General features: G+C 68.1%; 19 protein-coding genes and 2 pseudogenes. All 21 read right to left on the bottom strand.

Annotated elements, in window-relative coordinates:
• Positions 1 to 21: 21 nt before the first annotated feature.
• Positions 22 to 321, bottom strand: coding sequence for an SHOCT domain-containing protein (locus AMD30_RS18240; protein ID WP_055476589.1), 300 nt, complete (start codon positions 319 to 321; stop codon positions 22 to 24).
• Positions 322 to 363: 42 nt separating this feature from the next.
• On the bottom strand, positions 364 to 834 hold the full coding sequence (locus tag AMD30_RS18235) for a DUF6325 family protein (protein WP_055476588.1): 471 nt from the start codon (positions 832 to 834) through the stop codon (positions 364 to 366).
• 55 nt (positions 835 to 889) lie between these two features.
• Positions 890 to 2,719, bottom strand: coding sequence for an AMP-dependent synthetase/ligase (locus tag AMD30_RS18230; protein ID WP_055476587.1), 1,830 nt, complete (start codon positions 2,717 to 2,719; stop codon positions 890 to 892).
• 108 nt (positions 2,720 to 2,827) lie between these two features.
• Positions 2,828 to 4,816: an ABC transporter ATP-binding protein/permease gene (locus AMD30_RS18225; RefSeq protein ID WP_055476591.1), complete on the bottom strand. Its 1,989-nt coding sequence runs from the start codon at positions 4,814 to 4,816 to the stop codon at positions 2,828 to 2,830.
• Between the two features lie 218 nt (positions 4,817 to 5,034).
• Positions 5,035 to 5,544 carry a hypothetical protein gene (locus AMD30_RS18220; RefSeq protein ID WP_055476586.1) on the bottom strand — a complete coding sequence of 170 codons (510 nt, stop codon included), beginning with the start codon at positions 5,542 to 5,544 and terminating at the stop codon, positions 5,035 to 5,037.
• A 24-nt stretch (positions 5,545 to 5,568) separates the two neighbouring features.
• The gene (locus tag AMD30_RS18215; protein ID WP_010842341.1) at positions 5,569 to 6,447 is read right to left on the bottom strand and encodes an acyl-CoA thioesterase; all 879 of its coding nucleotides are present in this window, start codon (positions 6,445 to 6,447) and stop codon (positions 5,569 to 5,571) included.
• A 64-nt stretch (positions 6,448 to 6,511) separates the two neighbouring features.
• Positions 6,512 to 7,936 (bottom strand): pyruvate kinase, encoded by a 1,425-nt coding sequence (gene pyk / locus AMD30_RS18210; RefSeq protein ID WP_010842340.1) that lies wholly within the window; start codon positions 7,934 to 7,936, stop codon positions 6,512 to 6,514.
• A gap of 160 nt (positions 7,937 to 8,096) precedes the next feature.
• Positions 8,097 to 9,602 (bottom strand): glutamate synthase subunit beta, encoded by a 1,506-nt coding sequence (locus AMD30_RS18205; protein ID WP_055476585.1) that lies wholly within the window; start codon positions 9,600 to 9,602, stop codon positions 8,097 to 8,099.
• Positions 9,595 to 14,166 (bottom strand): glutamate synthase large subunit, encoded by a 4,572-nt coding sequence (gene gltB, locus AMD30_RS18200; RefSeq protein WP_055476584.1) that lies wholly within the window; start codon positions 14,164 to 14,166, stop codon positions 9,595 to 9,597. Before gltB ends, AMD30_RS18205 begins: the two co-directional genes overlap by 8 nt.
• Positions 14,167 to 14,659: 493 nt before the next feature.
• Positions 14,660 to 15,025: pseudogene (locus tag AMD30_RS25830) on the bottom strand (hypothetical protein); the annotation flags it as partial.
• A pseudogene (gene lgt / locus AMD30_RS18195) lies at positions 14,934 to 16,355 on the bottom strand (prolipoprotein diacylglyceryl transferase); the annotation flags it as partial. The pseudogenes lgt and AMD30_RS25830, both read right to left, overlap by 92 nt.
• Before the next feature lie 80 nt (positions 16,356 to 16,435).
• The gene (gene trpA, locus AMD30_RS18190; protein ID WP_010842336.1) at positions 16,436 to 17,245 is read right to left on the bottom strand and encodes a tryptophan synthase subunit alpha; all 810 of its coding nucleotides are present in this window, start codon (positions 17,243 to 17,245) and stop codon (positions 16,436 to 16,438) included.
• The gene (gene trpB, locus AMD30_RS18185; protein WP_010842335.1) at positions 17,242 to 18,588 is read right to left on the bottom strand and encodes a tryptophan synthase subunit beta; all 1,347 of its coding nucleotides are present in this window, start codon (positions 18,586 to 18,588) and stop codon (positions 17,242 to 17,244) included. The genes trpA and trpB overlap by 4 nt, the downstream gene beginning before the upstream one ends.
• 62 nt (positions 18,589 to 18,650) lie before the next feature.
• Positions 18,651 to 19,469: an indole-3-glycerol phosphate synthase TrpC gene (gene trpC, locus AMD30_RS18180; protein WP_010842334.1), complete on the bottom strand. Its 819-nt coding sequence runs from the start codon at positions 19,467 to 19,469 to the stop codon at positions 18,651 to 18,653.
• Between the two features lie 163 nt (positions 19,470 to 19,632).
• Positions 19,633 to 20,421, bottom strand: coding sequence for a TIGR02234 family membrane protein (locus AMD30_RS18175; RefSeq protein ID WP_055476582.1), 789 nt, complete (start codon positions 20,419 to 20,421; stop codon positions 19,633 to 19,635).
• Positions 20,418 to 21,992: an anthranilate synthase component I gene (locus tag AMD30_RS18170; RefSeq protein WP_010842332.1), complete on the bottom strand. Its 1,575-nt coding sequence runs from the start codon at positions 21,990 to 21,992 to the stop codon at positions 20,418 to 20,420. Before AMD30_RS18170 ends, AMD30_RS18175 begins: the two co-directional genes overlap by 4 nt.
• Positions 21,989 to 22,168, bottom strand: coding sequence for a tautomerase family protein (locus AMD30_RS18165; protein WP_004021167.1), 180 nt, complete (start codon positions 22,166 to 22,168; stop codon positions 21,989 to 21,991). Before AMD30_RS18165 ends, AMD30_RS18170 begins: the two co-directional genes overlap by 4 nt.
• 76 nt (positions 22,169 to 22,244) lie before the next feature.
• Positions 22,245 to 22,646, bottom strand: a complete 402-nt coding sequence (gene hisI / locus AMD30_RS18160; protein ID WP_010842331.1) for a phosphoribosyl-AMP cyclohydrolase — start codon at positions 22,644 to 22,646, stop codon at positions 22,245 to 22,247.
• 40 nt (positions 22,647 to 22,686) lie between these two features.
• The gene (gene hisF, locus AMD30_RS18155; RefSeq protein WP_055476581.1) at positions 22,687 to 23,460 is read right to left on the bottom strand and encodes an imidazole glycerol phosphate synthase subunit HisF; all 774 of its coding nucleotides are present in this window, start codon (positions 23,458 to 23,460) and stop codon (positions 22,687 to 22,689) included.
• 67 nt (positions 23,461 to 23,527) lie between these two features.
• Positions 23,528 to 24,349: an inositol monophosphatase family protein gene (locus AMD30_RS18150; protein WP_010842329.1), complete on the bottom strand. Its 822-nt coding sequence runs from the start codon at positions 24,347 to 24,349 to the stop codon at positions 23,528 to 23,530.
• Positions 24,349 to 25,092, bottom strand: coding sequence for a bifunctional 1-(5-phosphoribosyl)-5-((5-phosphoribosylamino)methylideneamino)imidazole-4-carboxamide isomerase/phosphoribosylanthranilate isomerase PriA (gene priA / locus AMD30_RS18145; protein ID WP_055476580.1), 744 nt, complete (start codon positions 25,090 to 25,092; stop codon positions 24,349 to 24,351). Before priA ends, AMD30_RS18150 begins: the two co-directional genes overlap by 1 nt.
• Positions 25,093 to 25,145: the final 53 nt, after the last annotated feature.

Below are 25,145 nucleotides of genomic sequence, written 5' to 3'. Positions count from 1 at the left end.
CCTCAGGGAGCAGGGGGCGCCTCAGGTACCGAGGATCTTTGCCTTCTGGGCGGCGAACTCTGCCTCGGTGAGAATGCCCTGCTGATAGAGCGCCCCGAGTTCCTTCAGCGCCGAGATCGTGTCCGTGGGGCTCGGGGCGGGCGCCTGCTGGGGTGGCGGCTGGGAGTACTGCGGTTGGGAGTACTGCTGCTGTGACCGAGGGTCCTGTGCGCCTTGCTGCGCCCACTTGCTCGCCTGGCGTCGGGACACGCGATTGCTCACCGCCGTCGCGGTACCGGAGATGACGGCGGTACGGGCGACGCCGCGGAGAAGTCCTGGCATGTTCTGTCCTTTCGAGGTGTCAGATCGGTTGTCGACGGCAAGCTACGCGGTCGGTGCGGCCGGTGTCGCCTCGTCGACCAGATCGAGCTGTGCGAGCAGAGCATCCACCGGTATCCGGCCCGACGCAACGAGTCGTCCGCCGCCGTTGCGGACAGCGGTGGCGAACGGAGCGGCCCACGCGTTCTCCCAGACGAGGACGGCCGCGCTGGAGCCCGGATCGATGACGGTGGCCGCCTCCGCGAGGTCCGAGTCGTCGAGCAGCGAGGTCGCTGCCCCGTCGAAGATCGCGAACTCCGCTCCGAGCGAGTTGATCTCGAGCCGGGCGACGGTGCCGTCGGCGTCCTTGGTGATGAAGACGATGTCGATCAGCCGCACGACGCCGCGGTCGATCAGATCGATCAGATGCGGAAGCGCCTCGCCGGTCGGCTGCTTGCCCGTCCACTCGACCACGATGTAGTCGATGGGTCCGAGTTCGCGATCTGCCGTCTGGTCGACACCTGCTTGGTCGTCCATTCCTTCTCCTCGTCTGTCTGGTTCCGGCGGTGAGACCGTCGTCGATCGACCCCGGTCACGACCGCAGGTCCACCACCGACCGTCCCGGTTGCGCCTCGTACAGCTCACCGATCTCGTTCGCATACTTTGTCGCAATCGGCTTGCGGCGCAACTTCATCGTCGGGGTGAGCTCGTCGCCGCCGGGATCCCAGGCGGTCGGCACGATGGTAAATCGCTTGACCTGTTCCACGCGGGACAGTGACCGATTCCCGGCACGAATTGCCACCGCCACCTCCTCGACCACGTCGGGATGGGTGGACAATTCGGCCAGGTCGCCGCCGGACAGATCGAGCTTCTTGGCGCGCGCGGCCGCGGCATCCGGGTCGAGCACCACGAGTGCCGACACGAAGGGCCGGGCGTCGCCGATCGCGGCCACCTGACCGATCAGCGACGAGGCCGCCTTCATCGCGTTCTCGATATTGGTGGGCGACATGTTCTTACCGGACTCATTGATCATGAGTTCCTTCTTCCGGTCGACGATGGTGACGTTTCCGTCGTCGTCGATCGTCGCGATGTCGCCGGTCGACAACCACCCGTCGGCGTCGATGGTCTCGGCGGTCTTGTCGGGTTGTTTGCGATAGCCGCGCATCACCACCGGTCCACGGACGAGGAGCTCACCGTCGTCGGCCAGCCGCACCTCCACGCCACGCACCGGTGTGCCGACGGTGCCGATCCGCAGATTGTCGTCGGTCGTCATCGTCGAGACGCCGGTGGTCTCCGACATCCCCCACACCTCGAGGACCGGAATGCCCAGGCCCAGGAAGAATCTCAGGACCTCGGGCGGGATCGCGGCCGCGCCGGAACCGGCGAAGGAGACCTGGTCCAGCCCCAACGCGGTACGGACCTTGTGCAGCACCAGACGGTCGGCGAGACCGTAGGCGAGGCCACCCGATCCCTTTCCGTCGATCCGGGCCTGGGCTGCCGACGCCCCGGCGCGGAACGCCCAGCCCGCGAGTGCCTTCTTCACCGGACTGGACTCCTCGGCCAGCTTCGCCTCTATGCCGGCACGGATCTTCTGCCACACCCGCGGCACCCCGAAGAAGAAGGTGGGATGCACGTCGGGAAGCGCTGCGGCGATCTCGCGCGGATCGGGCACGGTCGTGATCTGGATGCCGCGCATCATGTTCGCCGCATGCGAGGACACGCGGTCGGCGATGTGCGCCGCGGGCAGGTATGAGATGGCCCGGTCGTCGAACCCCGCCTGGACGATCTCGGCGAGCGCGGCCATCTCCGCGACGATGTTGCGATGGGTGATCTCGACGCCCTTGGGTGGGCCGGTGGTGCCCGAGGTGTAGATCAGCGTCGCCAGATCGTCGGGATTGACCGCCTGCCACGACGCGGTGAAGTCGAAGCCCTCCGGCGCCGGCGTCTGTTCGACGTCGGCGAGTGAGATCGCGCCCGTCGCCACTCCGTCGACGACGACCGTGGTGGACACGGCCGTCGCCGCGGCCGTGAGCACCGGCAGGAACACCTGCTCGGTGACGACGACCGCGTTCTCCGCGTTTCCGAAGAGGTATTCGACCTGTTCGGGCGAACTCGTGTTGTAGATCGAGAACGGGACGGCCCCGAGATGGAGTGCGGCGGCGTCCACCAGGTGGAACTCGGGACGGTTCGTCAGCATGATCCCGATGGTGTCGCCGCGTGTGACGCCCAACGCCGCGAGTCCACCGGCGATGGCCTCGACCCGGCGGGCGTACTCCGCCCAGGTGATCTCCTGCAGCCCGCCGACGGTGCGGAGCGCGACGGCGTCCGGTCGCACGGTGACCGTCTGCTGGAACGCGGCGGGTAGCGTCGCGACGGCGACGCCGGTCTGATGGGGAAATGTGATGGTCTCTGCAGCGGTCATGAGAGTCCTCGACTTGCCGAAGTAATGTGTTGCACGTCACATTAGCGAGTGGAGGCAGGGGTCATGCACGGATCCGGCGATTGGTAACCGCTTGGCAAAAAACCCAGATCAGGACCGTTTGTCCAGCGAAGGACCGTTGGTCAGCGACTCGAGGTTCCAGGCCCCGCCGCCGGTGAGTTCGAGCAGGTCCGTGTGATGCTGATCGGTGGTGCTCCGATGGCTGACCGATACCACGATCGTCTCCGGCAACTCCGAACGGATCAGCGAGTAGAGCGAGTACTCGAGACCCTCGTCGACCGCCGAGGTGGCCTCGTCCATGAACACCGCCTGTGGTCGTGTCAGCAGGATTCTGGCGAAGGCGACGCGCTGCTGCTCGCCCGGCGAGAGCACCTTGACCCAGTCCTCCTCGTCGTGGAGCCGGCCGACGAGATGCGGGAGGAACACCTTCTCGAGCGCGACCTTGATGGCCTCGTCACCGACGTCGTCGGGCAGGGCCGGATAGGCGACCGCGGTCCGCAGGTCCCCCAGCGGGATGTAGGGCATCTGGGACAGGAACAGCGTGTGTTCACCTGGCGGCCGGGCGAACTCGCCGTCGATGAACGGCCACAGCCCGGCGAGCCCACGGAGCAGCGTCGTCTTCCCCGAGCCCGACCGTCCCTTGACGACGAGCGCCGCGCCGGGCGCGAGGGACAGGTTCAGCGCGGTGATCAGGTCGTCGCCGCTGGGGGTCTTGACGTCGACATCGGACAGCGCGACGGCGCGTTCACGATCCACGGTCGTCACCTCCGGCATGACCCGCGAGCGCGCGTCGGCGTCGGCCAGGCCGTCGAGACGGATGATCGCGGCCCGCAGCACGGTGAAGTCGTCGTAGGCGTTCCGGAAGAACGAGAGCGCATCGTGCATCTCGGCGAAAGCCGACGAGGTCTGCGACACGTCACCGAGCTTGATCTGGCCGTCGAAGAATCGTGGTGCCTGCACGAGGTACGGGAACACCACCGACAGCTGGGTCACGCTGAAGTTCCAGCCGACGAACGCCAGTTGGACGTGGATGATCTGCCAGAAGTTCCTGACCACCGCACGGAACCTGGTCATGAGGTTGGTGTGTTCGACGCGCTCGCCGCTGTAGAACGCGACGTTCTCGGCGCCGTCGCGGATGCGGACGAGTGCATAACGGAAGTTCGCGGTGAGGCGCTCGCGCCAGAAGTTCAATCGGATCAGCGGGCGTCCGATCGCGAATGCGACCACGCTGGCGACGAGGACGTAGACCAGCACCAGCCACATCATCATTCGCGGGATCTCGACACCGAACAGGGTGACGGGACCGGAGAGGTCCCACAGGACGATAGCGAACGACACGATCGACACGCACGCGGGCAAGACACCATTGGTCGAGGACCCGCCGCCGCCCCAGAACAGCGACGAACCCGATGACACGACGGTGGTGATGTCGGCCTCGATGCGCTGATCGGGGTTGTCGACGCCGGGATGGATGTCGGCGGCCGCCCGACGGTTCACGTTCGACTCAGTGCGGCGAAACAGCCTGCGGCGCAGCAGACCCGCGCTGAGATCGACGAAGCGGTTGCGGTAGAAGGCGCGACCCTCCATCCAGTCCGCAGTGGCACCCTCGGTGAGCCAGTAGCGCAACCGGATCTCGAATGCGGCGCCCACGTAGATCTCGACCATCGTGCGGACGACATGGAGTGTGGCCAGGATTCCGAAGACGGCCATCGAGTGCCAGAACGCGTCCTTGCCCATCTGGAGCATCTCGGCACCTTGGGGGCCGCCCGCGGCGAGGCCCTCACCGGCGGTCTGCAGCGAGGTGAAGAGGTCGTTGCTCCAATACGAGACGAGCACGGTGACCCGCACTCCCAGCAGTGCGAGCAAGGTCAGGGCCGCCGCCAGCCCCCACGCCTTGACCCGTGTCTCCCGGTCGGTGAAGAACCCGCCGATCACCCGCCACAGCGGCGTGCCCCATTGGCTGAACCTCGCCAGGAGGTAGCCGATCACGAGAATGACCGCGGCCGAGATGGCGAACGCGATGGCCAACCATTTCAGACTGGCCCACACCTCGTTGCCCCAGTCGATGCTGTACTCCACGCACACTCCTCGCTACGGACGTCCCGACGGAGACCGGGTTCGACATCCCCGGTCGATGTCATCGAGGTCCCGGCCGCCGCAACGGGTTCGGTGACTCCGATGATGATCCGGCGCAGTTTAACCCGCCGTTCACCCGGTGTCCGGGCAACCACGGCGACGTTGCACCGGCCATCTGCGCCGAGCGCGTGGATTGTCGGTTTTCGTCGGCGATTCGGGCGTCAGCCCAGTGGCCGGAGCACTGCGCCCTGCTGCAGGGCCGCGGTCGAGATCGACTCCGAGAACCGGCCGTCGGCGTCGCCGACGGTGACCAGATAGCCGGCGTCGGTGTACTCCACACCGCTCACCTCGAAGGTGAGCCGGCAACCATCGTCGCCGCGGAGGAACCTCGACAGCGTGGTGGTCGCCACCTCGCCGCCGGCAGCGTCATAGATGACGACCCGGGCTCCACGGGCGAGGGTGCCCCCACCCGGCACCGCTGCGACCTCTGTCGCACAGTCGGCGACCACTCCGCCCTTGGCGGTGAACTCCGGTGTCGTGAGGAGACCCGCGATGACGGCGGCGATGACGACCACCGCGAACCCGACCATCGCGATCGAGGTCGCGACGATGACCGGGACCCTGGTGCGCCGCTGCCACGTCCGCCGGGGAAGCGGCGGGCCGGGGTCGAGCCACATCTCGTGGGCGGGGCCGTACCCCGGTGTCACCGACTCACCCCGTTCGCGATCCATCAGCTCCCCCGCAGACCGGCGCGGTCATTTCTTGGGCGGGAAGTACTTGATGAGCGCTTCCTGCACGACCGATGTCGCGAGAGTGCCGTCGCGCATCCAGAATCGGCCCGAGCCCATTCCGCGTGACCCGGTCGCGACCGGCGACCGCGTCGCGTAGAGCAGCCAGTCGTCGAACCGGAACTCGCGGTGGAACCACATCGAATGATTCACGGTCGCCGCGAACAGCCGGTCCATGCCCCACGAGAGGCCGTGGGTGGTGATGATCGAATCCAGCACCGTGGTGTCGGAGGCGTAACACATTGCCGCGACGTGCATCACGGGGTCGTCGGGCATCGTGCCGTCGGCCTTCATCCACACCCGGTTGTCGGTCAGCTTCTCCCCCGCGTCCTTGGCCTTCCAGCTCGGGTCGTTGGCGAAGCGGATGTCGATGGGATGCAACGCATTCACGAACGTCGCGATGCGGTCTTCGTAACCCTTGAAGTGCTCTCCGAGAGTAGGCAACTCCTCCGGATAGGGCACGTTCGGGATCTCCACCGCATGTTCGAGCCCGGAGGTGTTGTCCTGGAACGCGACCAGCATCGTGAAGATCTCTTCGCCGCCCTGCTTGGCGGTCACCTGCCGGTTGGCGAACGACCTGCCGTCGCGGAAGCGATCGACGTGGTACTCCATCGGCGCGGTGACGTCCCCGCCACGGATGAAATGTGCATGCAGGGCGTGGATGGGCGGATTGCCCCGGGTCAGGCTCCGCGCCGCCGCGACAACGCCTTGTCCGAGCAGCTGCCCGCCGAACGTCCGGGCGGTGACCTGCTCGGGGTGGTGCCCGATGAACAGGTCGTCGCCCTGACGTTCGACGTCGAGCAACGCGAGCAGTTTCCCGAGATCTCCGGCCTGTTCCACGGTCATGCCTCACACCCTAGAACCCGACCGCCGCGGCATCGTGCACCGCCCCGAGCAGGAGGAGACGCCGTCAGTGGTCCTGCTCGCCGATCCGGTGCACGTGGATGAGGTTGGTCGAACCGACCGTCCCCGGCGGAGCACCAGCGACGATCACCACCACATCACCCTCACTGAGCCGCCCGATCCGCAACAACTGATGATCGACCTGATCGATCATGTGATCCGTCGTGTCGACGTGGTCGACGATGAACGTCTCAGTACCCCAACTCAACGCGAGCTGACTACGCACCGCCTGCGTCGGGGTGAACGCCAGCAACGGCAACCGCGAATGCAGACGAGCCAGCCGCCGCACAGTATCCCCGGACTGGGTGAACGCCACCAACGCCTTCACCTCCAAACGCTCACCGATATCACGCGCCGCATACGAGATCACACCCCGCTTGGTGCGCGGCACATGCGACAACGGCGGCACATCACGAGGACCACCCTCGACCGCACGACAAATCCGGTCCATCGTCCGAACCGTCTCCAACGGATACTTGCCCACCGAGGTCTCCCCCGAGAGCATCACCGCATCCGCACCATCGAGCACCGCGTTGGCCACATCCGAGGCCTCCGCCCGCGTCGGACGCGAGTTCTCGATCATCGAATCGAGCATCTGCGTCGCCACGATCACGGGCTTGGCGTTCTCCCGAGCCATCTGAATCGCCCGCTTCTGCACCAACGGCACCTGCTCCAGCGGCAACTCGACCCCCAGGTCGCCGCGAGCCACCATGATCGCGTCGAACGCCAACACGATCGCCTCGAGATTCTCGATCGCCTCAGGCTTCTCCAACTTCGCGATCACCGGCACCCGACGGCCCACCCGATCCATCACCTCATGGACCAACTCGATGTCCGAGGGACTACGCACGAACGACAGCGCCACCATGTCGACCCCGAGCTCCAACGCGAACTCCAGATCAGCGATGTCCTTTTCCGACATCGCCGGCACCGACACACTCATCCCCGGAAGCGACAGGCCCTTGTTGTTGCTGACCGGCCCGCCCTCGGTCACCGTGCACACGACATCGTTGCCCTCGACCGCAGACACGGCCAGACCGACCTTGCCGTCATCGACCAGCAGCCGATCTCCCGGGCTCGCGTCCTCGGCGAGTTGCTTGTACGTGGTGGAGACCCGGTCGTGCTCGCCCACGACATCCTCGACGGTGATACGTACCTGTTCACCGGTCTCCCACACCGTCGACCCATCACAGCCATCGAAACGGCCCAAACGGATCTTCGGACCCTGCAGATCGGCCAGAACACCGACCGCCTTCTCCGTGGTGTCCGAAGCCTTACGAACGCGCGCATAAACGGCCGCATGGTCCTCATGCGTACCGTGGCTGAAATTCATCCGAGCCACGTCCATACCGCTCTCGACAAGCTCTTTCAAACGCTCATCACTCGCGGTGGCCGGGCCCAGCGTGCAAACAATCTTGGTTCGGCGTGTCACAAGAACACCTTAGTCCTCATCAGCCGTGCATCTCTATGTCGGCGGCGACTTGTCACCGGGACGCCACCGGCTGTTACCGCTGGTGGCGGCCCGCTACCGCCGAGTATGAAATTAACTTAACTTGTTGCGGCCGCGCGTGTTCGGCGACGATCGCCCCCTGTCACCGCACGGACAACGGCAGGGACGCGGGACGGACCGGCGAGGGAAGATCCGATTCGCCGACGAGGAACTCGTCCACCGCACGCGCGGTCGACCGGCCTTCCGCGATCGCCCACACCACCAGCGACGCGCCGCGGTGGGCGTCGCCGCAGACGAACACGCCCGGGGCGTCGGTCTGCCAGTCGCTTCCGCACGAGATCACACCGCGCGGATTGGGTTCGATCTCGAGATCGGACAGCAGCCGGCCGCCGCGCACACCGGCAAAACCGATCGCGAAAAGCGCCAACTCACAAGGGATCTCGAACTCGTCACCGACCGGCGTGATCTCGCGGCGACCCTCGGCGTCCCGTCTCACCTCCACCTCGGCGAGCACCATCGTCGTGACGTTGCCGTCGTCGTCACCCTCGAATCGTTGCACCGCGACCTGGTGCAGCCGTTCGCCGCCCTCGGCGTGCGCGCTCGAGGTCCGCATGATCAGCGGCCAGGTCGGCCACGGGGACCGTTCGTCGTCGCGTTCGCCGGGTAGTTCCGGGTTGTAGTCGAGCTGCACGACCGAGGCCGCACCCTGACGGTGTGCCGTTCCCAGGCAGTCGGCTCCCGTGTCGCCGCCGCCGATGATCACGACGTGCTTGCCTGCCGCGGTGATGGGTGACGGGCCGTCCCCCTCGCACTCCTTGTTGGCGGGTACGAGATGCTCCATGGCAAGGTGGATGCCGTTCAGTTCCCGGCCCGGCACCGGGTTGTCCCGCGCCTCCATCGCACCGATGGCCAGGACCACCGCGTCGTGGGTCGAACGCAGATCTTCGACCGACAGGTCGGTCCCCACGTCGCAGTTGGTCACGAACGTCGTTCCCTCCGCACGCATCTGGGCGATGCGCCGGTCGATGTCGGACTTCTGCAACTTGTACTCGGGGATGCCGTAGCGCAGCAGCCCGCCGAGGCGGTCGTCGCGCTCGTAGACGGTCACATCGTGACCGGCACGGGTGAGTTGTTGCGCCACGGCGAGACCCGCCGGACCGGAGCCGACGACGCCGACCGATTTACCGGTCGTGGACTCGGGCGGCTCGGGCCCGATGACACCTTCGGCCCACGATTCGTACGCGATCGTCTTCTCGATGCGCTTGATGGTCACACTGCCGCCGGTCGCCTGTTCGGAGATCGACAACACGCAGGCGGCCTCGCACGGCGCCGGGCACACCATCCCGGTGAACTCCGGGAAGTTGTTGGTCGCGTGGAGCCTGCTGCTCGCCGCATCCCACCGGCCGCGCCGGACCAGGTCGTTCCACTCGGGGATGAGGTTGCCCAGCGGACACCCCGCGGTTCCGGAGTGGCAGAACGGGATACCGCAATCCATACACCGGCGGGCCTGTGCGCTGACCTCGTCGAGGACCTTGATCGGGTTGTCGGCGTGCTCGTACACGTCGTCCCAGTCGTGGACGCGCTCGGCGACGGGACGGTACTTCGCCTCTTTCTTCGGGACTTCCAGGAATCCGCGCGGGTCAGCCACGTGCCGCCTCCATGATCGCTGAATCGACGTCGCGCCCTTCGGCTTCGGCCATCCGGGCCGCGTCGAGGACACGTCTGTAATCGGTGGGCATCACCTTGGTGAACGCCAGGCAACGCCGAGGCCAGTCGGCCAGGATCGACGCGCCGATCGCGGAACCGGTCAGTTCCGTGTGTGTGACGATGGTGCGCTTGAGCCAGGCGAGGTCCTCCGGGTCGGGACGCAGCAGTTCGACCATGGCCATGTTCACCTTCGCCTGATCGAGATCGTGGACGAACGCGATCCCACCCGACATGCCGGCGGCGAGGTTGCGCCCGGTCGGTCCGAGAACGACCACCCGGCCACCGGTCATGTACTCGCAGGCGTGGTCGCCCACCCCTTCGACGACGGCCGTGGCGCCCGAGTTTCGCACCGAGAAACGTTCGCCCACACGACCTCTGAGGTACACCTCACCGGAGGTGGCCCCGTAGAGGATGGTGTTGCCCGCGATCACCTGATCCTCGGCGACGAACAACGAGTCGGGATCGGGGGTGACGACGATCTTGCCTCCGCACAACCCCTTTCCGACGTAGTCGTTGGTGTCACCGGTCAACCGGATCGTCACGCCGGGCGGGAGGAACGCACCGAGTGACTGCCCGGCCGAACCCTCGAGTTTGACCGTGATCGTGTCCTCGGCGAGTCCGTCCGCGCCGTACCGGCGCGTCACCTCGGAACCCAGGAGGGTTCCGACCGTCCGGTTCACGTTGCGCACCGGCAATTCCAGCGTCACCGGGTGCGCGTCCTCGAGCGCACCCTCGGCGAGCTGGATCAGGGTCTGGTCGAGCGCACGGTCGAGGCCGTGTTCCTGACCCCGCACCCGACGAGTCGGTCCCTTGTCCTCGACCTTGCGGAAGATCGGACTGAGGTCGAGTCCCTTGGACTTCCAATGCGCGACCGCGGTGTCGGTGTGCAGCCGCTGGGATTGCCCGATGGCCTCGTCGAGGGTGCGATAACCCAACCGCGCCAAATGTTCCCGAACGTCTTCGGCGATGAATCGGAAGAAGTTGACCAGGTGGTCGACCTGCCCGGTGAAGCGTGACCGCAGCTGCGGATTCTGCGTCGCCACGCCGACGGGGCACGTGTCCAGGTGACAGACACGCATCATGATGCATCCGGCCACGATCAGCGGAGCAGTGGAGAATCCGTACTCCTCCGCTCCGAGCAGGGCCGCGGTGATCACGTCGCGTCCGGTACGCAGCGCTCCGTCGCACTGCACCGTGATGCGGTCGCGCAGGCCGTTCAGCATCAAGGTCTGCTGGGCGTCGGCGAGGCCGATCTCCCATGGCGTGCCGGCGTGTTTGAGGGAGGTCAGGGGCGATGCCCCGGTTCCGCCGTCGTGCCCGGAGATGAGAACGACGTCGGCGTGCGCCTTCGACACCCCTGTTGCGACCGTGCCCACGCCGACCGCGCTGACGAGCTTCACGTGGATGCGCGCCTGCGAGTTCGCGTTCTTCAGGTCGTGGATCAGCTGCGCGAGATCCTCGATCGAGTAGATGTCGTGATGCGGCGGCGGTGAGATCAACGCGACACCCGGCGTCGAGTGCCGGGTCTTGGCGATCCAGGGATACACCTTGTAGGCCGGGAGCTGACCGCCCTCACCGGGTTTGGCTCCCTGCGCCATCTTGATCTGGATGTCGGTGGCGTTGATCAGGTAGTCGCTCGTGACGCCGAAACGCCCGGACGCGACCTGCTTCACCGCGCTGCGGCGCTCGGGATCGTAGAGACGCTCGACGTCCTCGCCGCCCTCCCCCGAGTTCGAGCGACCGCCGATCCTGTTCATCGCCATCGCGATGGTCTCGTGGGCCTCCGCGGAGATCGACCCATAGCTCATCGCCCCGGTGTTGAACCGCTTCATGATCGCCTCGACCGGCTCCACCTCCTCGAGCGGGACCGGTTCGCGCGCGTCGAGATCGAAGTCGAACAGGCCGCGGAGGGTACCGCCCTCACGCGAGAGCCGATCGACCTCGTCGGAGTACTTGCGGAAGATCTCGGCCCGGCCGGTCTTGGTGGCGTGCTGCAGCAGGAAGATGGTCTCGGGCGAGAACAGGTGCAGCTCACCCTCCCGGCGGTACTGGTACTCGCCACCGACCTCGAGCCGACGGTAGACCTGCTCGGTGGGGTTCTCCGGGAAGGCCCGGTGGTGGCGAATCCGCACCTCCTCGGCCAGTTCGTCGAGTCCGACGCCCTCGATGCGCGACACCGTGCGGGTGAAGTACTCGCGCACCACCTCCGAGGACAACCCCACGGCCTCGAAAGCCTGTGCGGCGGTGTAGGAGCTGATGGTCGAGATCCCCATCTTGCTCATCACCTTCAGCACGCCCTTGCCCAGCGCCTCCAGATAGTTGCCGATCGCCTTGGCACGCGTGACACCGGTGAGCTCACCCTCGGCGATCAGGTCCTCGATCGTCTCCAGCGCCAGGTACGGATTGACCGCGGCCGCGCCGAAGCCGATCAGGGTGGCGATGTGGTGGACCTCGCGGGCGTCGCCGGACTCCACCACCAGCGCGACCCGCGTCCGCTCCTTGGTGCGGACCAGGTGATGATGCACGGCCGAGGTGGCGAGCAGCGACGGGATGGGCGCGTGATCGGAATCGGTCAGCCGGTCGGAGATCACCAGGGTGGTGTGTCCCTCGGCGATCGCCTGACTGGCCCTCAGGCGCAGATCCTCGAGTGCCGCAGCGAGACCCGCACCGCCCTCGGACACCTCGTACAGCGCGCGGAGCACCTTTGCCGACAGACCGGGGTTGTCGCCGTCGTCGTTGATGTGGACGAGCTTGGCCAGCTCGGCGTTGTCCAGCACCGGCCAGTGCACCATGATCTGCCGGCACGACGCCGCGGTCGGGCGGAGCAGGTTCTGCTCCGGGCCCATCACGCGACTCATCGACGTGACGATCTCCTCGCGGATGGCATCCAGCGGCGGGTTGGTGACCTGGGCGAACAGTTCGACGAAGTAGTCGTAGAGCAGACGTGAACGCTGCGACAGGACGGCGACCGGGGTGTCGGTGCCCATCGACCCGAGCGGTTCGTAGCCCGACGCCGCCATCGGGGTCAGGAGTACACGCAGGTCTTCCTCGGTGTAGCCGAAGGAGATCTGGCGGCGGACCACAGTGTCGTGGTTGGGCTGGAAGACGGGCCGGTCGGGCAGCGTCGCGATGTCGAGCAGACCGGCATGCAGCCACTCGCCGTACGCCTCGGCGTTCATCAGCTCACCCTTGAGCTCCTCGTCCGGGATGATCCGGCCCTGAGCGGTGTCGACGAGGAACATGCGGCCGGGTTCCAGGCGACCCTTGCTGATCACGTCGTCCACCGAGACGTCGAGCACACCGGACTCGGAGGCGAGGATGACCCGGCCGTCGCGCGTCTGCCACCACCGGCCGGGGCGCAGGCCGTTGCGGTCGAGGACCGCGCCGACGACCGTGCCATCGGTGAACGTCACGCAGGCCGGCCCGTCCCACGCCTCCATCAGCGAGGCGTTGAACTGCAGGAACGCCCGGCGACGGGGGTCCATGTCGGGGACGTTCTCCCACGCCTCGGGCACCATCATCATCACCGCGTGGTGGACGTCGCGACCGCCGAGGTGCAGGAGTTCGAGGACCTCGTCGAGCGACGCCGAGTCGGAGGCCTCCGGGGTGCAGATCGGGAACGCGCGCTTGAGGTCTCCCGGGATCAGGTCGGTCTCGAGGAGCGCCTCGCGGGCGCGCATCCGGTTCCGGTTGCCCCGCACGGTGTTGATCTCGCCGTTGTGCGCCACGAACCGGAACGGGTGCGCGAGCGGCCACGACGGGAAGGTGTTGGTGGAGAAACGCGAGTGGACGATCGCGATCGCGCTGAGGCAGCGGTCATCTCGCAGGTCCTCGTAGTACAGCGGCAGCTGCATCGTGGTGAGCATGCCCTTGTAGACCATCGTGCGGCTCGACAGCGACGGGAAGTACAGGCCGGTGCCCGCCTCCTCGATCTCCGGCGTCACGCGCTCGGCCTGCTTGCGGAACGGATAGATGTAGCGATCGAGGGTCACCCCGGCGAGTCGTTCGGCGCCGGGAGCCGGGTCGACGGTGACGAACAGCTGCATCATGTACGGCATGCACGCGACGGCGGTCCCGCCGACGTCGGCGTGTTCGTGGTCGACCGGGAGATCGCGCCAGCCGAGGACGGTGATGCCCTCGTCGGCGGCGAGCGCCTCGACCCGCTCCATCGCGGCCCGACGGAGGTCGGGGTCCATGGGCAGGAAGCAGGTACCCGCGGCGTAGCTGTTCGACCCGTCCGCGGCGGGCTCGGGAAGGTCGAAGTCGACGGTGGCGCGCAGCAACTCGTCGGGGAGCTGGATCAGGATTCCCGCGCCGTCGCCGCTGTTGGTCTCTGCTCCGGCCGCACCTCGATGCTCGAGGTTCTCCAGGGCCAGCAGTCCGTCGGCGACGATCGAATGCGAACGGCGACCGTGGATGTCGGTGACCATGGCCACGCCACACGAGTCGACCTCGGCCTCCGGGTCGTACAGACCCTGCTTGGCCGGGAGCGCAGAAAACAGCATCACTACCTCCACTCGAACCGGCGAACGGTTCGCTGCTGAGTGTCCAATGGGACAGCATTGGCCCGTGGAGCATTGCGCGGCGTACGAATGACCGTGCCGAGATCGGTACCGGGCTGAGTCAGAACCGTTGAGCGGTCACGGGCTCTGGAACTGTCGGTACCGGGGCGGAGGGATCGCACACCGTGAGATCCGATCCTATCCGAACACCCCGGCGGCCGTCGTCGGCCGAGACCTGTGACGCCGGTGACCGCGGCGACGAGCACCCTGATCAGCCGGTGACACCGACCGGACGCTCAGGACTTGTCCCCGGTGGAATCGGGATCCGGGTCTGTCGTGTCGTCGGGATCTGTCGTGTCGTCGGTGTCGGACGGGTCGTCGGTGTCGGGACTCGGCGACTCCGCGGCCTCGTCGGCGATGGAATCATCCGTCGGGTGGGACGCGGTGTCCGCGGATGTCTCCGACTCCGGCTCTGTGGCGAGCTGCTCGGTCGGTGTCAGGTCCGCGGGGTCGTCCGGCTCGGTGGTTTCTGAATCGCCGGTTTCGGGCTCGACGGCTTCCGGACCGCCGGCTTCCGTATCGATGGCCTCCGGATCGACGGCCTCCGGGTCGACCGCTTCCGGGCCGTCGGCTTCTGGATCGTCGGCTCCCGGATCGACGGTTTCTGGATCGTCGGCTCCCGGATCGACGGCTTCCGCGTCGCCGGCTTCCGGATCCACGGCTTCCGCGTCGCCGGCTTCCGCGTCGACCACTTCCGGGCCGACGGCTTCCGTGTCGTCGGCTCCCGGATCGACGCCTTCAGGATCGTCGGGTTCCGCGTCGCCGGCTTCTGGGTCGACGGCTTCTGGGTCGTCGGCTTCTGGGTCGACGGCTTCTGGGTCGACGGCTTCTGGGTCGACGGCTTCTGGGTCGACGGCTTCTGGGTCGACGGCTTCTGGGTCGAGGACGCCGCTGGTGAGAGCTCCCTCGTCACTGGAGTCGTCGTCGGCCTCAGCCTGCGGTACCGGCGCGTCCGATTCGGCGTCGGTCTCGGTCTGCGCTGCGGCCTCGGTCTGTCCCGGTGTCGCCGCGGTGACGGGCGCGTCCCCGCTTTCATCGGTGTCGGCTACCTCGGCTACCTCGGCTACCTCGGGATCCGGCGACGTTCGGTCGGGGTCGTCGGCGTCGAACAGGGACGATGCCCTCGCGCCCGTCGCCACCCCGCCGGCGGCGACCGCCGACGTCGTCTCGGGCTCGAGGTCCTCGTCGTACCAGTCGTCGACGTACCCGGCGACGCCCTGTTCCGCGAGCTCGGCGGCACGGTCGTCGTGGTACATCTCCAGACCCTGCTCGCGGCCCTTGGGCGCGAGGACGAAGTAGATGACGGCGGCGAGGAACACCAGCGCCGCGGTGAAGAGGTTCGGCCGGATGCCCGCGATGTCATTGGCGACGGCTGCCCGGTCGTCGCGGAGCAGTTCCACGAAGAACCGGCCCAGGCAGTAGCCCGCGACGTAGAGCGCGAACAGTCGGCCGTGCCCGATGCGGAAGTACCGGTCTACGACCACCAGCAGGACGACGATGAGCACGTTCCACAACAGCTCGTAGAGGAAGGTCGGGTGGACCACCGCGACGACGACGCCGTTGGAGACGCCGTCGATCAGCCCGGGATCGGAGTACCCGGCGGCGTTCTCGCGTTCGTAGATCTCCAGGCCCCACGGGAGTGTGGTCTCGCGGCCGTAGAGCTCCTGGTTGAAGTAGTTGCCGAGACGACCGATGGCCTGCGCCAACAAGATCGGCGGCGCGATGGCGTCACCGAAGGCGGGCAGGCGGATACCGCGGCGACGAGCGCCGATCCACGCACCGACCGCGCCGAGCGCGACCGCACCCCAGATACCGAGACCGCCGTCCCAGATCTTCAGGGCGTCGATCGGCTCCTTCAGGGCATCGGCACCGAAGTACGTCTTCCAGTCGGTGATGACGTGATACAGCCGACCACCGATGAGGCCGAACGGCACGGCCCAGATCGCGACGTCGAGAACCTCGCCGTCTTGTCCACCACGCGCCATCCACCGGCGGTTGCCCCACCAGACGGCGACGATGATGCCGACGATGATGCACAGTGCGTACGCACGGAGCGGAAACGGTCCGATGTCCCACACGCCCTGGGGCGGACTGGGGAGGTAGGCCATCATCGTCGAGGTCGGCGCGATCACGCTGCCACCCTAGCCGACCGGCCGCGGCGCTCCCCGCCTCGACCGGAAGCCGCCGTGACGATCAGAACAGCGCGCTCGGGTCAGACCGATGCCCGGCGCGAGCGGACACCCTCGGCCAGTTCGGAGACCAGCGAGGCCAGCCGATCCTGCCCTGCGTTCGCCGCGGTCACCAGTGCCGATCCCACGATGACTCCGTCGGCGTACGACGCGATCTGCGCAGCCTGCTCACGGTTGCGAACGCCGAGCCCGACGCCGATCGGGATGTCGGAGTACTCGCGAACCCGTGCGCACAGCTCGGGGGCCATGTCCGACACCGCATCTCGCGCACCGGTCACACCCATCGTGGACGCCGCGTAGACGAAACCGCGGGAGGCGTCGACGGTGAGGGCGATCCGCTCGGTCGTCGACGACGGCGCGACCAGATAGATGCGATCGAGACCGTGCCGGTCGGCCGCCTCGTGCCACTGCGCCCCTTCTTCGGGGATCAGGTTGGGGGTGATCAGACCCGCGCCGCCGGCCGCGGCCAGATCGCGGGCGAAGTTCTCGACCCCGTACTTGAGCACCGGATTCCAGTAGCTCATGACCACCGCGTTGCCACCGGCGGAGGTGATGGCCTCGACCGCGGTGAACACGTCACGGACGCGGACACCGTTGGTCAGGGCCAGGTCGGCGGCATCCTGGATCGTCGGGCCGTCCATCACCGGGTCCGAGTAGGGCACCCCGACCTCGATGATGTCGCATCCGGCGTCGACCATCGTCCGGAACGACGTGAGCGACTCCTCGACGGTCGGGAAACCGACCGGGAGGTAACCGATCAGCGCACTGCGGCCCTCCTCCCGGCAGCGGGCGAACACGGGGCCGAGTTTGGACGGGATAGACTGGGTGCTCATGCCTGCTCTCCGGGCTTCTGGACGTCGGCCGATGCCGAGAGGGTGGCCTCGTCCTGCGAGGGCGGGGTGTCGAACAATCCGAACCAGCGTGCGGCGGTGTCGACGTCCTTGTCGCCACGACCGGACAGGCTGACCACGATGATCGCGCCCTCACCCAGCTCCTGCCCGAGCTTCAGGGCGCCCGCGACCGCATGCGCCGACTCGACGGCGGGGATGATCCCCTCGCGGCGGCTGAGCAGGGCGAGCGCGTCCATCGCCTCGGTGTCGGTGATCGGCCGGTACTCCGCACGCCCGGTGTCCTTGAGGTACGCATGCTCCGGCCCGACGCCCGGATAGTCCAGACCCGCTGAGATCGAATGCGATTCGATGGTCTGGCCGTCGTCGTCCTGCAACAGGTAGGAGTACGCGCCCTGGAACGCGCCGGGCGTCCCGCCGGTGAAGGTCGCGGCGTGCCGGCCGGTCTCGACGCCGTCGCCGGCGGCCTCGAATCCGACGAGCCGCACACCCTCGTCGTCGATGAACGGGTGGAAGATGCCGATCGCGTTGGAACCGCCACCGACGCAAGCGGTCACCGCGTCGGGCAGGCGCCCGGCCTTGTCCAGGATCTGGACGCGCGCCTCGAGCCCGACGATGCGCTGCAGATCGCGGACCATCACCGGGAACGGGTGCGGTCCGGCGGCGGTGCCGAAGCAGTAATACGTGTTGTGCGCATTGGTGACCCAGTCACGCATGGCCTCGTTGATCGCGTCCTTCAGCGTCGCCGAGCCGTTGTCGACGGCGATCACCTCCGCACCGAGGAGACGCATGCGGGCGACGTTGAGCGCTTGGCGGTCGGTGTCGACCCGGCCCATGTAGATCACGCACTCGAGGCCGAGGAGCGCGCAGGCCGTGGCGGTGGCGACCCCGTGCTGGCCGGCGCCGGTCTCGGCGATGATGCGGTGCTTGCCCATCCGCTGGGCCAGGAGTGCTTGTCCGAGAACGTTGTTGATCTTGTGGGACCCCGTGTGGTTGAGGTCCTCGCGCTTGAGGAAGATGCGCGCCCCACCGGCGAACTCGGACAACCGCTTCGCTTCGTACAGCGGGGACGGGCGGCCGGCATAGTCGCGCTGCAGACGGTCGAGCTCGGCGAGGAAATCGTCGTCGGCGCGGACCTTCTGGAAGGTCGTGGTGACCTCGTCGATGACGGCCATGAGCGCCTCGGGGACGTGGCGCCCACCGTAGACGCCGAAATGTCCCTGCTCATCGGGTTCCACGGAGGTGCGTGTGGTCAGCCCGACACTCGCGGTGGGCAGCGGGGTGGCCCCGGTGACATCGGTGTGGGCGGAATCAGGATGCGCGGTCACTTCATCTCACAGACGATCGGGCCGACAGGATCACGTGGACCGAGACCGGCCCGGACGCGTTGTCAGCGAACAGGTTTCGGGCACGACGGGTGAGTACCCGCGGTGACGAGCTCACGGACCGCGGCACGCGGGTCACCACTGGTGACGAGACCTTCGCCGACGAGTACGGCATCGGCGCCGGCACCGGCGTAGGCCAGCAGATCGGCGGTACCGCGCACACCCGACTCGGCGATGCGGATGGTCTCGGTCGGCAGACCGGGTGCGATGCGCGAGAAGGTGTCACGCTCGACCTGGAGGGTCTTGAGGTTGCGCGCGTTGACGCCGACGACCGAGGCGCCGGCCTCCAGGGCGCGGTCGGCCTCTTCCTCGGTGTGCACCTCGACGAGCGCGGTCATGCCGAGGCTCTCGGTGCGGTCGAGGAGCGAGGCGAGCACGTTCTGCTCGAGAGCGGCCACGATCAGCAGGATGACGTCCGCTCCATGGGCGCGGGCCTCGTGGATCTGGTAGGTGCCGACGATGAAGTCCTTGCGCAGCACCGGGATGTTCACGGCGGCGCGAACGGCGTCGAGGTCGGCGAGTGAACCGCGGAACCGTCGTTCCTCGGTGAGCACGCTGATGATGCGCGCACCGCCCTCTTCATAGGCGCGGGCGAGTTCGGCGGGATCACCGATGCTGGCGAGCTCACCCTTCGACGGGCTCGCGCGCTTGACCTCGGCGATGACGCCGATTCCGGGCTGGCGCAGGGCGGCCAGTGCATCCTTGGGTGCGGGAGCCTTGGCCGAGGCCGCCTTGACCGACGCGAAGTCGACCACGGCCTCGCGAGCCGCGACGTCGGCTTTCACTCCCTCGATGATCGATTCGAGAACGTTGGGCACGCTCACAGCGACTTGCTCCCTTCCGCTCGAGGTGTGTTCTCAGGGTAGACGGGCCGTTGGGGCCGGTTGCGGCCGGGTTGGCCGATCTGTGACCTCGTCGCGCCGACGGGTGCGCGGCCATGTCCCGGCTCGGACAGTGAGTTCGCACACCCCGGCATCCGCGCGTGGCTCAGCGTCGGTCGGGATCGGTGGGGTCGGTCGGGTCGATGCCGGTGTCGAGCGCGTCCCACATCATGCGCTCGTTCGCGCCCGGCGGCGTCGGGTCCGGCGAGTCGGTGTCGTCCGCGGCCCCCGGCTTGCCGGACCCGCCGGTCGTCGTCTCGGGTGCGGGGGTTCCGGTCTCCGTCTGGGCGGCCTTGCGGCGCTCGTAGTCGGCGAAGATCTGGGTCTCGATCTCCTCGCGCCGTGCCGCCGGGGTCGTGTACTTCGACGGCCTGGTCGCCCCCTTCGCGACGCGCAGCAGCGCGACCGCCGCGCCCACCGCGAACAGGGTGCCGACGAGGACGACGAGTGCGGCGAGGGGGTTGGTGTCGACGTAGAGCACGACATAGCGATCGGGAATGCTGCCGGCATCTGCCGCATAGTTCGAGTCGGCGCCGCCGGTGATCAGCGAGATCGCCGGGAAGGCGGCCAGCACCCCGCCGACGGCGACGAGGATCGCGACGACGCGAAGCGCCCAGCCGCGCACCGACAGCGCCGCGGCGATGCCCGCCAGATAGACCAGTGCGAGCGGGGTGAGCCACGGACTCCAGTCCCCGCCGTTGACCTCGAACGCGCGCTGCGGGGACAACCCGTCCTCGGCGGAGACGGTGGCCCAGGTCAACCGGCTCGCACCCCAGAACGCAGCCGCTGCGGCCGCCATCAGCACGGCCGCGAGGACCTGCATTCGGCGGACGGACTTGCGGCGCAACGCCTCGGCGTCGGGCCCTGCTCCGGCACCTGGCTCGGCAGAGGTCATGAGGTCTCACCCACCCGTCGCATCGTCGAGGCGGCGGCGACCGCGTTGAGCACCGCGGTGGCCTTGTTGCGCGCCTCGTTGTATTCGTACTCGGGCTCGCTGTCGGCCACCACACCGCCGCCGGCCTGGACGAACGCCTTGCCGCGCGCGAGCAGTGCCGTGCGGATGGCGATGGCGGTGTCGGCATTGCCGGCGAAGTCGATGTAGCCGACGATCCCGCCGTAGAGCCCACGACGGGTCATCTCGTGTTCGTCGATGAGTTCCATGGCCCGCACCTTCGGTGCCCCGGTGAGGGTTCCGGCCGGGAAACAGGCCGTCACGGCGTCGAGGGCGTGTTTGTCGTCGCGGAGGGTCCCCGACACGGTCGAGACGAGGTGCATGACGTGGCTGTACCGCTCGATGTGCCGGTAGTCGCTGACCTTGACCGTGCCGGGCACGCAGACGCGTCCGAGGTCGTTGCGTCCGAGGTCCACCAGCATCAGGTGTTCGGCGTTCTCCTTCTCGTCCTCGATCAGGCCCTTGCCGAGCAGCTGGTCTTCCTCCTCGGTCGCGCCGCGCCAGCGCGTCCCCGCGATCGGGTGGGTGGTCGCAACCCCGTCGGCCACGGTGACCAGTGCCTCGGGGCTGCTGCCGACGATGGTGAACGGCTTGCGGGCGATGGCATCGGGCGAGCCCGTGTCGCTGTGTTCCTCGGTGCCGGGCATACGCAGCAGGTACATGTACGGACTCGGGTTCGACGCGCGCAGGACGCGATAGACGTCGAGCGGGTCGGCGTCGGAGTCCATCTCGAAGCGCATCGACGGCACGACCTGGAAGGCCTCACCGGCCTCGATCTCGCCGACCAGGTCGGTGACGATCTCGCTGTACTCCGCGAGGGACCGCTGGGCGGAGAACTCCGGGCGCGGGCGGTCGAAGGTCGACACCGTCGACGGCGCGGGTGCGGCGAGTGCCTCGGTCATCCGATCGAGCCGGGCGAGGGCGTCGGCGTAGGCGTGCTCCACCCGGTCATCGGAGCCGTCCCAGTTGACCGCGTTCGCGATGAGGGTGATCGTGCCCTCGTGGTGATCGACCGCGGCGAGGTCGGTGGCCAGCACCATCATCATGTCGGGGAGGCCGAGGTCGTCGACCGTGGTCTCGGGAAGACGTTCCAGCCGCCGAACCATGTCGTAGGCCATGAACCCGACGAACCCACCGGTCAGCGGCGGCATCCCGGGCAGCGGGTCGGTCTGCAGAAGGCGCAGCGACTCCGCCAGCACTTCGAGCGCGTCGCCGCCCTCGGGAGCGCCGACGGGCACCGAACCCCACCAGTGCGCCTGCCCGTCGACGACGGTCAGGGCCGACGGCGCGCCGGCGCCGATGAACGACCAGCGGGACCACGATCGCCCGTTCTCGGCGGACTCCAGCAAGAAGGTTCCCGGACGGTCACCCGCGAGCTTGCGGTAGGCCGACAGCGGTGTCTCGGAGTCCGCCAGGACCTTGCGCGTCACCGGCACGACGCGGTGATCACGCGCGAGATCGAGGAACTCCGGAAGAGTGGTGGTGGCGGCCGCGCCGCCGGTGGTGGCGGTCATCCGAGCGGCTCGCCGCCGACGCCCCACTGATTGCGCGGCACCTCCGTGATCGTCACCCAGACCGAGTCGGGGTTCTTGCCGGTCGCCTTGGCGTAGGCCTCGGTGACCGCGGCAATCGTCTCGCGTTTTACGCGATCGGACAGTCCCGGCGTCTGCGAGATCTGGATGAGGGGCATGGACGCACCGCCTTTCGAAGGTCTCGAGCTGTGACGAGCACCCGGGAGGTCTCCCCCGGGACTCGCGTCTGGACTTCTATTCTGCTGTGCCCGGCGAGCCCCGCCCGGCGTCGGCCCCGGAACCCGGCGCCGCGTCGATCCCGAAGGTCAGCGACTCGGTGTCGAAGCAACTGTGATTGCCGGTGTGGCAGGCCGCGCCGACCTGGTCGACGACCAGCAGCACGGTGTCCCCGTCGCAGTCGAGCCGGGCGTCGTGCACGTACTGCGTGTGCCCGCTGGTCTCCCCCTTCACCCAGTACTCCTGGCGTGACCGGGAGTAGTAGGTCCCCTTCCGGGTGGACAGCGTGCGCTCGAGAGCGACGTCGTCCATCCAGGCCACCATCAGCACCGTGCCGGTGCTGCGTTCCTGGGCGACCGCGGTGAACAGGCCGTCGGCGTTGCGTTTGAGGCGTGCGGCGAGATCGGGATCGAGTGCCATCAGCGACCTTCCTGATCGGTGCGAGAACAGGCGCGGCGCCTCATCGGACGATGATCCCGGCGTCGCGCATGGCCGTCTTCACCTCGGCGACGGTGAGTTCGCCGAAGTGGAAGACCGAGGCCGCGAGGACAGCGTCGGCGCCCGCCTGCACGGCCGGGGCGAAGTCGTCGATGCGTCCGGCGCCGCCACTGGCGATGACCGGCACCGACACCGCGGCGCGCACGGCCGTCAGCATGCGCAGATCGAAGCCCTGCTTGGTTCCGTCGGCGTCCATCGAGTTGAGGAGGATCTCGCCGACACCGAGGTCCTGGCCGCGGACCGCCCACTCGACCGCGTCGATACCGGTGCCCTTGCGGCCGCCGTGCGTGGTGACCTCCCAGCCCGAGGGCGTGGGCTCCGACCCCTCCGGCACGGTCCGCGCGTCCACCGACAGCACGATGCACTGCGATCCGAACCGCCGGCTCATCTCGGCGAGCACATCCGGGCGGGCGATGGCCGCGGTGTTGACGCTGACCTTGTCGGCCCCGGCGCGCAGCATCGTGTCGACGTCGTCGACGGTCCGGATGCCACCGCCGACGGTCAGCGGGATGAACACCTGGTCGGCGGTGCGCTTGACGACGTCGATCATCGTCGAACGTCCTGAGCTCGACGCGGTGACGTCGAGGAAGGTCAACTCGTCCGCGCCTTCGCGGTCGTAGCGTTCGGCCAGTTCGACCGGGTCGCCGGCATCGCGCAGGTTGGCGAAGTTGACGCCCTTGACCACGCGGCCGTCGTCGACGTCGAGGCATGGGATGACCCGGGTCGCCAGCGTCATCGTCGGGTCTCCTTCGGGGTGGTGGCTTCGGTACTCACAGACGTCCTCAACACGGTTCCCGGCGCGGTCACGCCGACCATTCCCGGACCGTGTCGCCGATGACACGCATCAGCCCGGCATGCACGGTCGGCGTACCCGCGACGAGCGACGGCGACGCCACGGTCCACGGTCGGCCCGCGATGTCGGTCGCGACGCCGCCGGCGGCGCGGACCAGGGCCGCGCCCGCGGCGTTGTCCCAAGGGTGCCTGCCGAATGCGATCGCCCCGCCGAACACGCCGGCCGCGGTGAACGCCATGTCGACACCCGTGGAACCCGTCATCCGGATCCGTGCGGCTCGCGTGCTCAGTTCGCGAAGGAGGTCGGCGCGGCGGGTGCCCGGGTACCTGCCGCCGCCGCGTGCGTCGAACGGACCGAACGCGATGGCGGCCTCGGCGAGCTCCATGTCGGGGGCCGGCGGGACGGGCTCACCGTCGACCAGAAGCGGACCGTCGACGTGCGCGGCGTAGCGACGTCCCACGAGAGGCAACCAGGTCATTCCGAGCGTGGCCTCACCGTCCACCACCAGACCGAGGAGGATGCCGGTGAGCGGCATCCCCGCGGAGTAGTTGAAAGTCCCGTCGATCGGGTCGAGCACCCACACCGGACCGTCCACGACATCGGCGCCGCCGAACTCCTCGCCGTGAACCGGGATCTGGGTGCGGTCGGCGAGCTCGGCCCCGATGTGGCGTTCGAGGTCCAGATCGATCTGGGTGGCGAAGTCGGTGCCGCCCTTGTTGATCGCGCTCGGCGCGCCCTGACCGTCGACGAACCGCTCGACGGAGGCGTCGAGGATCGACCCGGCGATGTCGAGCAGCCGGGGCAGGTCGAGGGAGGTGTCCGCCGCGCTCATCAGACCCCGGCGACCGCGGCCAGCGCCTCCGGCAAGGTGAAACGGCCCGCGTAGAGCGCCTTGCCGACGATGACGCCCTCCACACCCTTGCCGGTGAGGCCGGCGATCGCGACCAGATCGTCGATGGCCGAAACTCCACCCGAGGCGACGATCGGGGCGTCGGTCGCCGCGGCGACCTCGGCGAGCAGGTCGAGGTTCGGACCCTGCAGCGTCCCGTCCTTGGACACGTCGGTGACCACGTACCGCGCGCACCCGTCGCGGTTCAGTCGCTCGAGGACCTCCCAGAGATCGCCTCCGTCGGTGACCCAGCCGCGTCCGCGCAGGCGGTAGGACCCGCCGTCGCGGATGACGTCCAGACCGACCGCTATGCGGTCGCCGTGCTCGGCGATCGCGCGGGCACACCACTCCGGGTTCTCCAGGGCAGCGGTGCCGAGGTTCACGCGGGTGCACCCGGTCGCGAGGGCGGCCGCCAGCGAATCGTCGTCACGGATGCCGCCGGACAACTCGACCTTCACGTCGAGTTCGCCGACCACGCCGGCCAGCAGGTCGCGGTTGTCGCCACGGCCGAAGGCGGCGTCGAGGTCGACGAGATGGATCCACTCCGCGCCGTCGCGCTGCCACGCCAGCGCGGCATCGCGCGGCGAGCCGTAGGACGTCTCGGTGCCGGCCGCGCCCTGGACCAGGCGGACCGCCTGCCCGTCGGCGACGTCGACGGCGGGAAGGAGTTCGAGGGTGCTACCCATGGGTGAATCTGTCCTGTCTGTTCTGGATCGAGCGTGAGCGGCTGTGGGACGGG

The sequence above is a fragment of the Gordonia sp. HS-NH1 genome (assembly GCF_001418765.1).
Lineage (GTDB): Bacteria > Actinomycetota > Actinomycetes > Mycobacteriales > Mycobacteriaceae > Gordonia.
The sequence above is the reverse complement of the archived record's forward strand: the minus strand, read 5'-3'. Positions and strand labels throughout refer to the sequence as shown.

Coding starts and splice junctions, on each gene's coding strand:
- AMD30_RS18175 (WP_055476582.1), bottom strand. CDS start 20,421: ATGACCTCTGCCGAGCCAGGTGCCGGAGCAGGGCCCGACGCCGAGGCG.
- gltB (WP_055476584.1), bottom strand. CDS start 14,166: ATGCTGTTTTCTGCGCTCCCGGCCAAGCAGGGTCTGTACGACCCGGAG.
- AMD30_RS18230 (WP_055476587.1), bottom strand. CDS start 2,719: ATGACCGCTGCAGAGACCATCACATTTCCCCATCAGACCGGCGTCGCC.
- AMD30_RS18170 (WP_010842332.1), bottom strand. CDS start 21,992: ATGACCGCCACCACCGGCGGCGCGGCCGCCACCACCACTCTTCCGGAG.
- AMD30_RS18150 (WP_010842329.1), bottom strand. CDS start 24,349: ATGAGCGCGGCGGACACCTCCCTCGACCTGCCCCGGCTGCTCGACATC.
- AMD30_RS18165 (WP_004021167.1), bottom strand. CDS start 22,168: ATGCCCCTCATCCAGATCTCGCAGACGCCGGGACTGTCCGATCGCGTA.
- AMD30_RS18235 (WP_055476588.1), bottom strand. CDS start 834: ATGGACGACCAAGCAGGTGTCGACCAGACGGCAGATCGCGAACTCGGA.
- AMD30_RS18240 (WP_055476589.1), bottom strand. CDS start 321: ATGCCAGGACTTCTCCGCGGCGTCGCCCGTACCGCCGTCATCTCCGGT.
- hisF (WP_055476581.1), bottom strand. CDS start 23,460: ATGACGCTGGCGACCCGGGTCATCCCATGCCTCGACGTCGACGACGGC.
- AMD30_RS18215 (WP_010842341.1), bottom strand. CDS start 6,447: ATGACCGTGGAACAGGCCGGAGATCTCGGGAAACTGCTCGCGTTGCTC.
- priA (WP_055476580.1), bottom strand. CDS start 25,092: ATGGGTAGCACCCTCGAACTCCTTCCCGCCGTCGACGTCGCCGACGGG.
- AMD30_RS18220 (WP_055476586.1), bottom strand. CDS start 5,544: ATGGATCGCGAACGGGGTGAGTCGGTGACACCGGGGTACGGCCCCGCC.
- trpA (WP_010842336.1), bottom strand. CDS start 17,245: ATGAGCACCCAGTCTATCCCGTCCAAACTCGGCCCCGTGTTCGCCCGC.
- hisI (WP_010842331.1), bottom strand. CDS start 22,646: ATGGCACTCGATCCCGATCTCGCCGCACGCCTCAAACGCAACGCCGAC.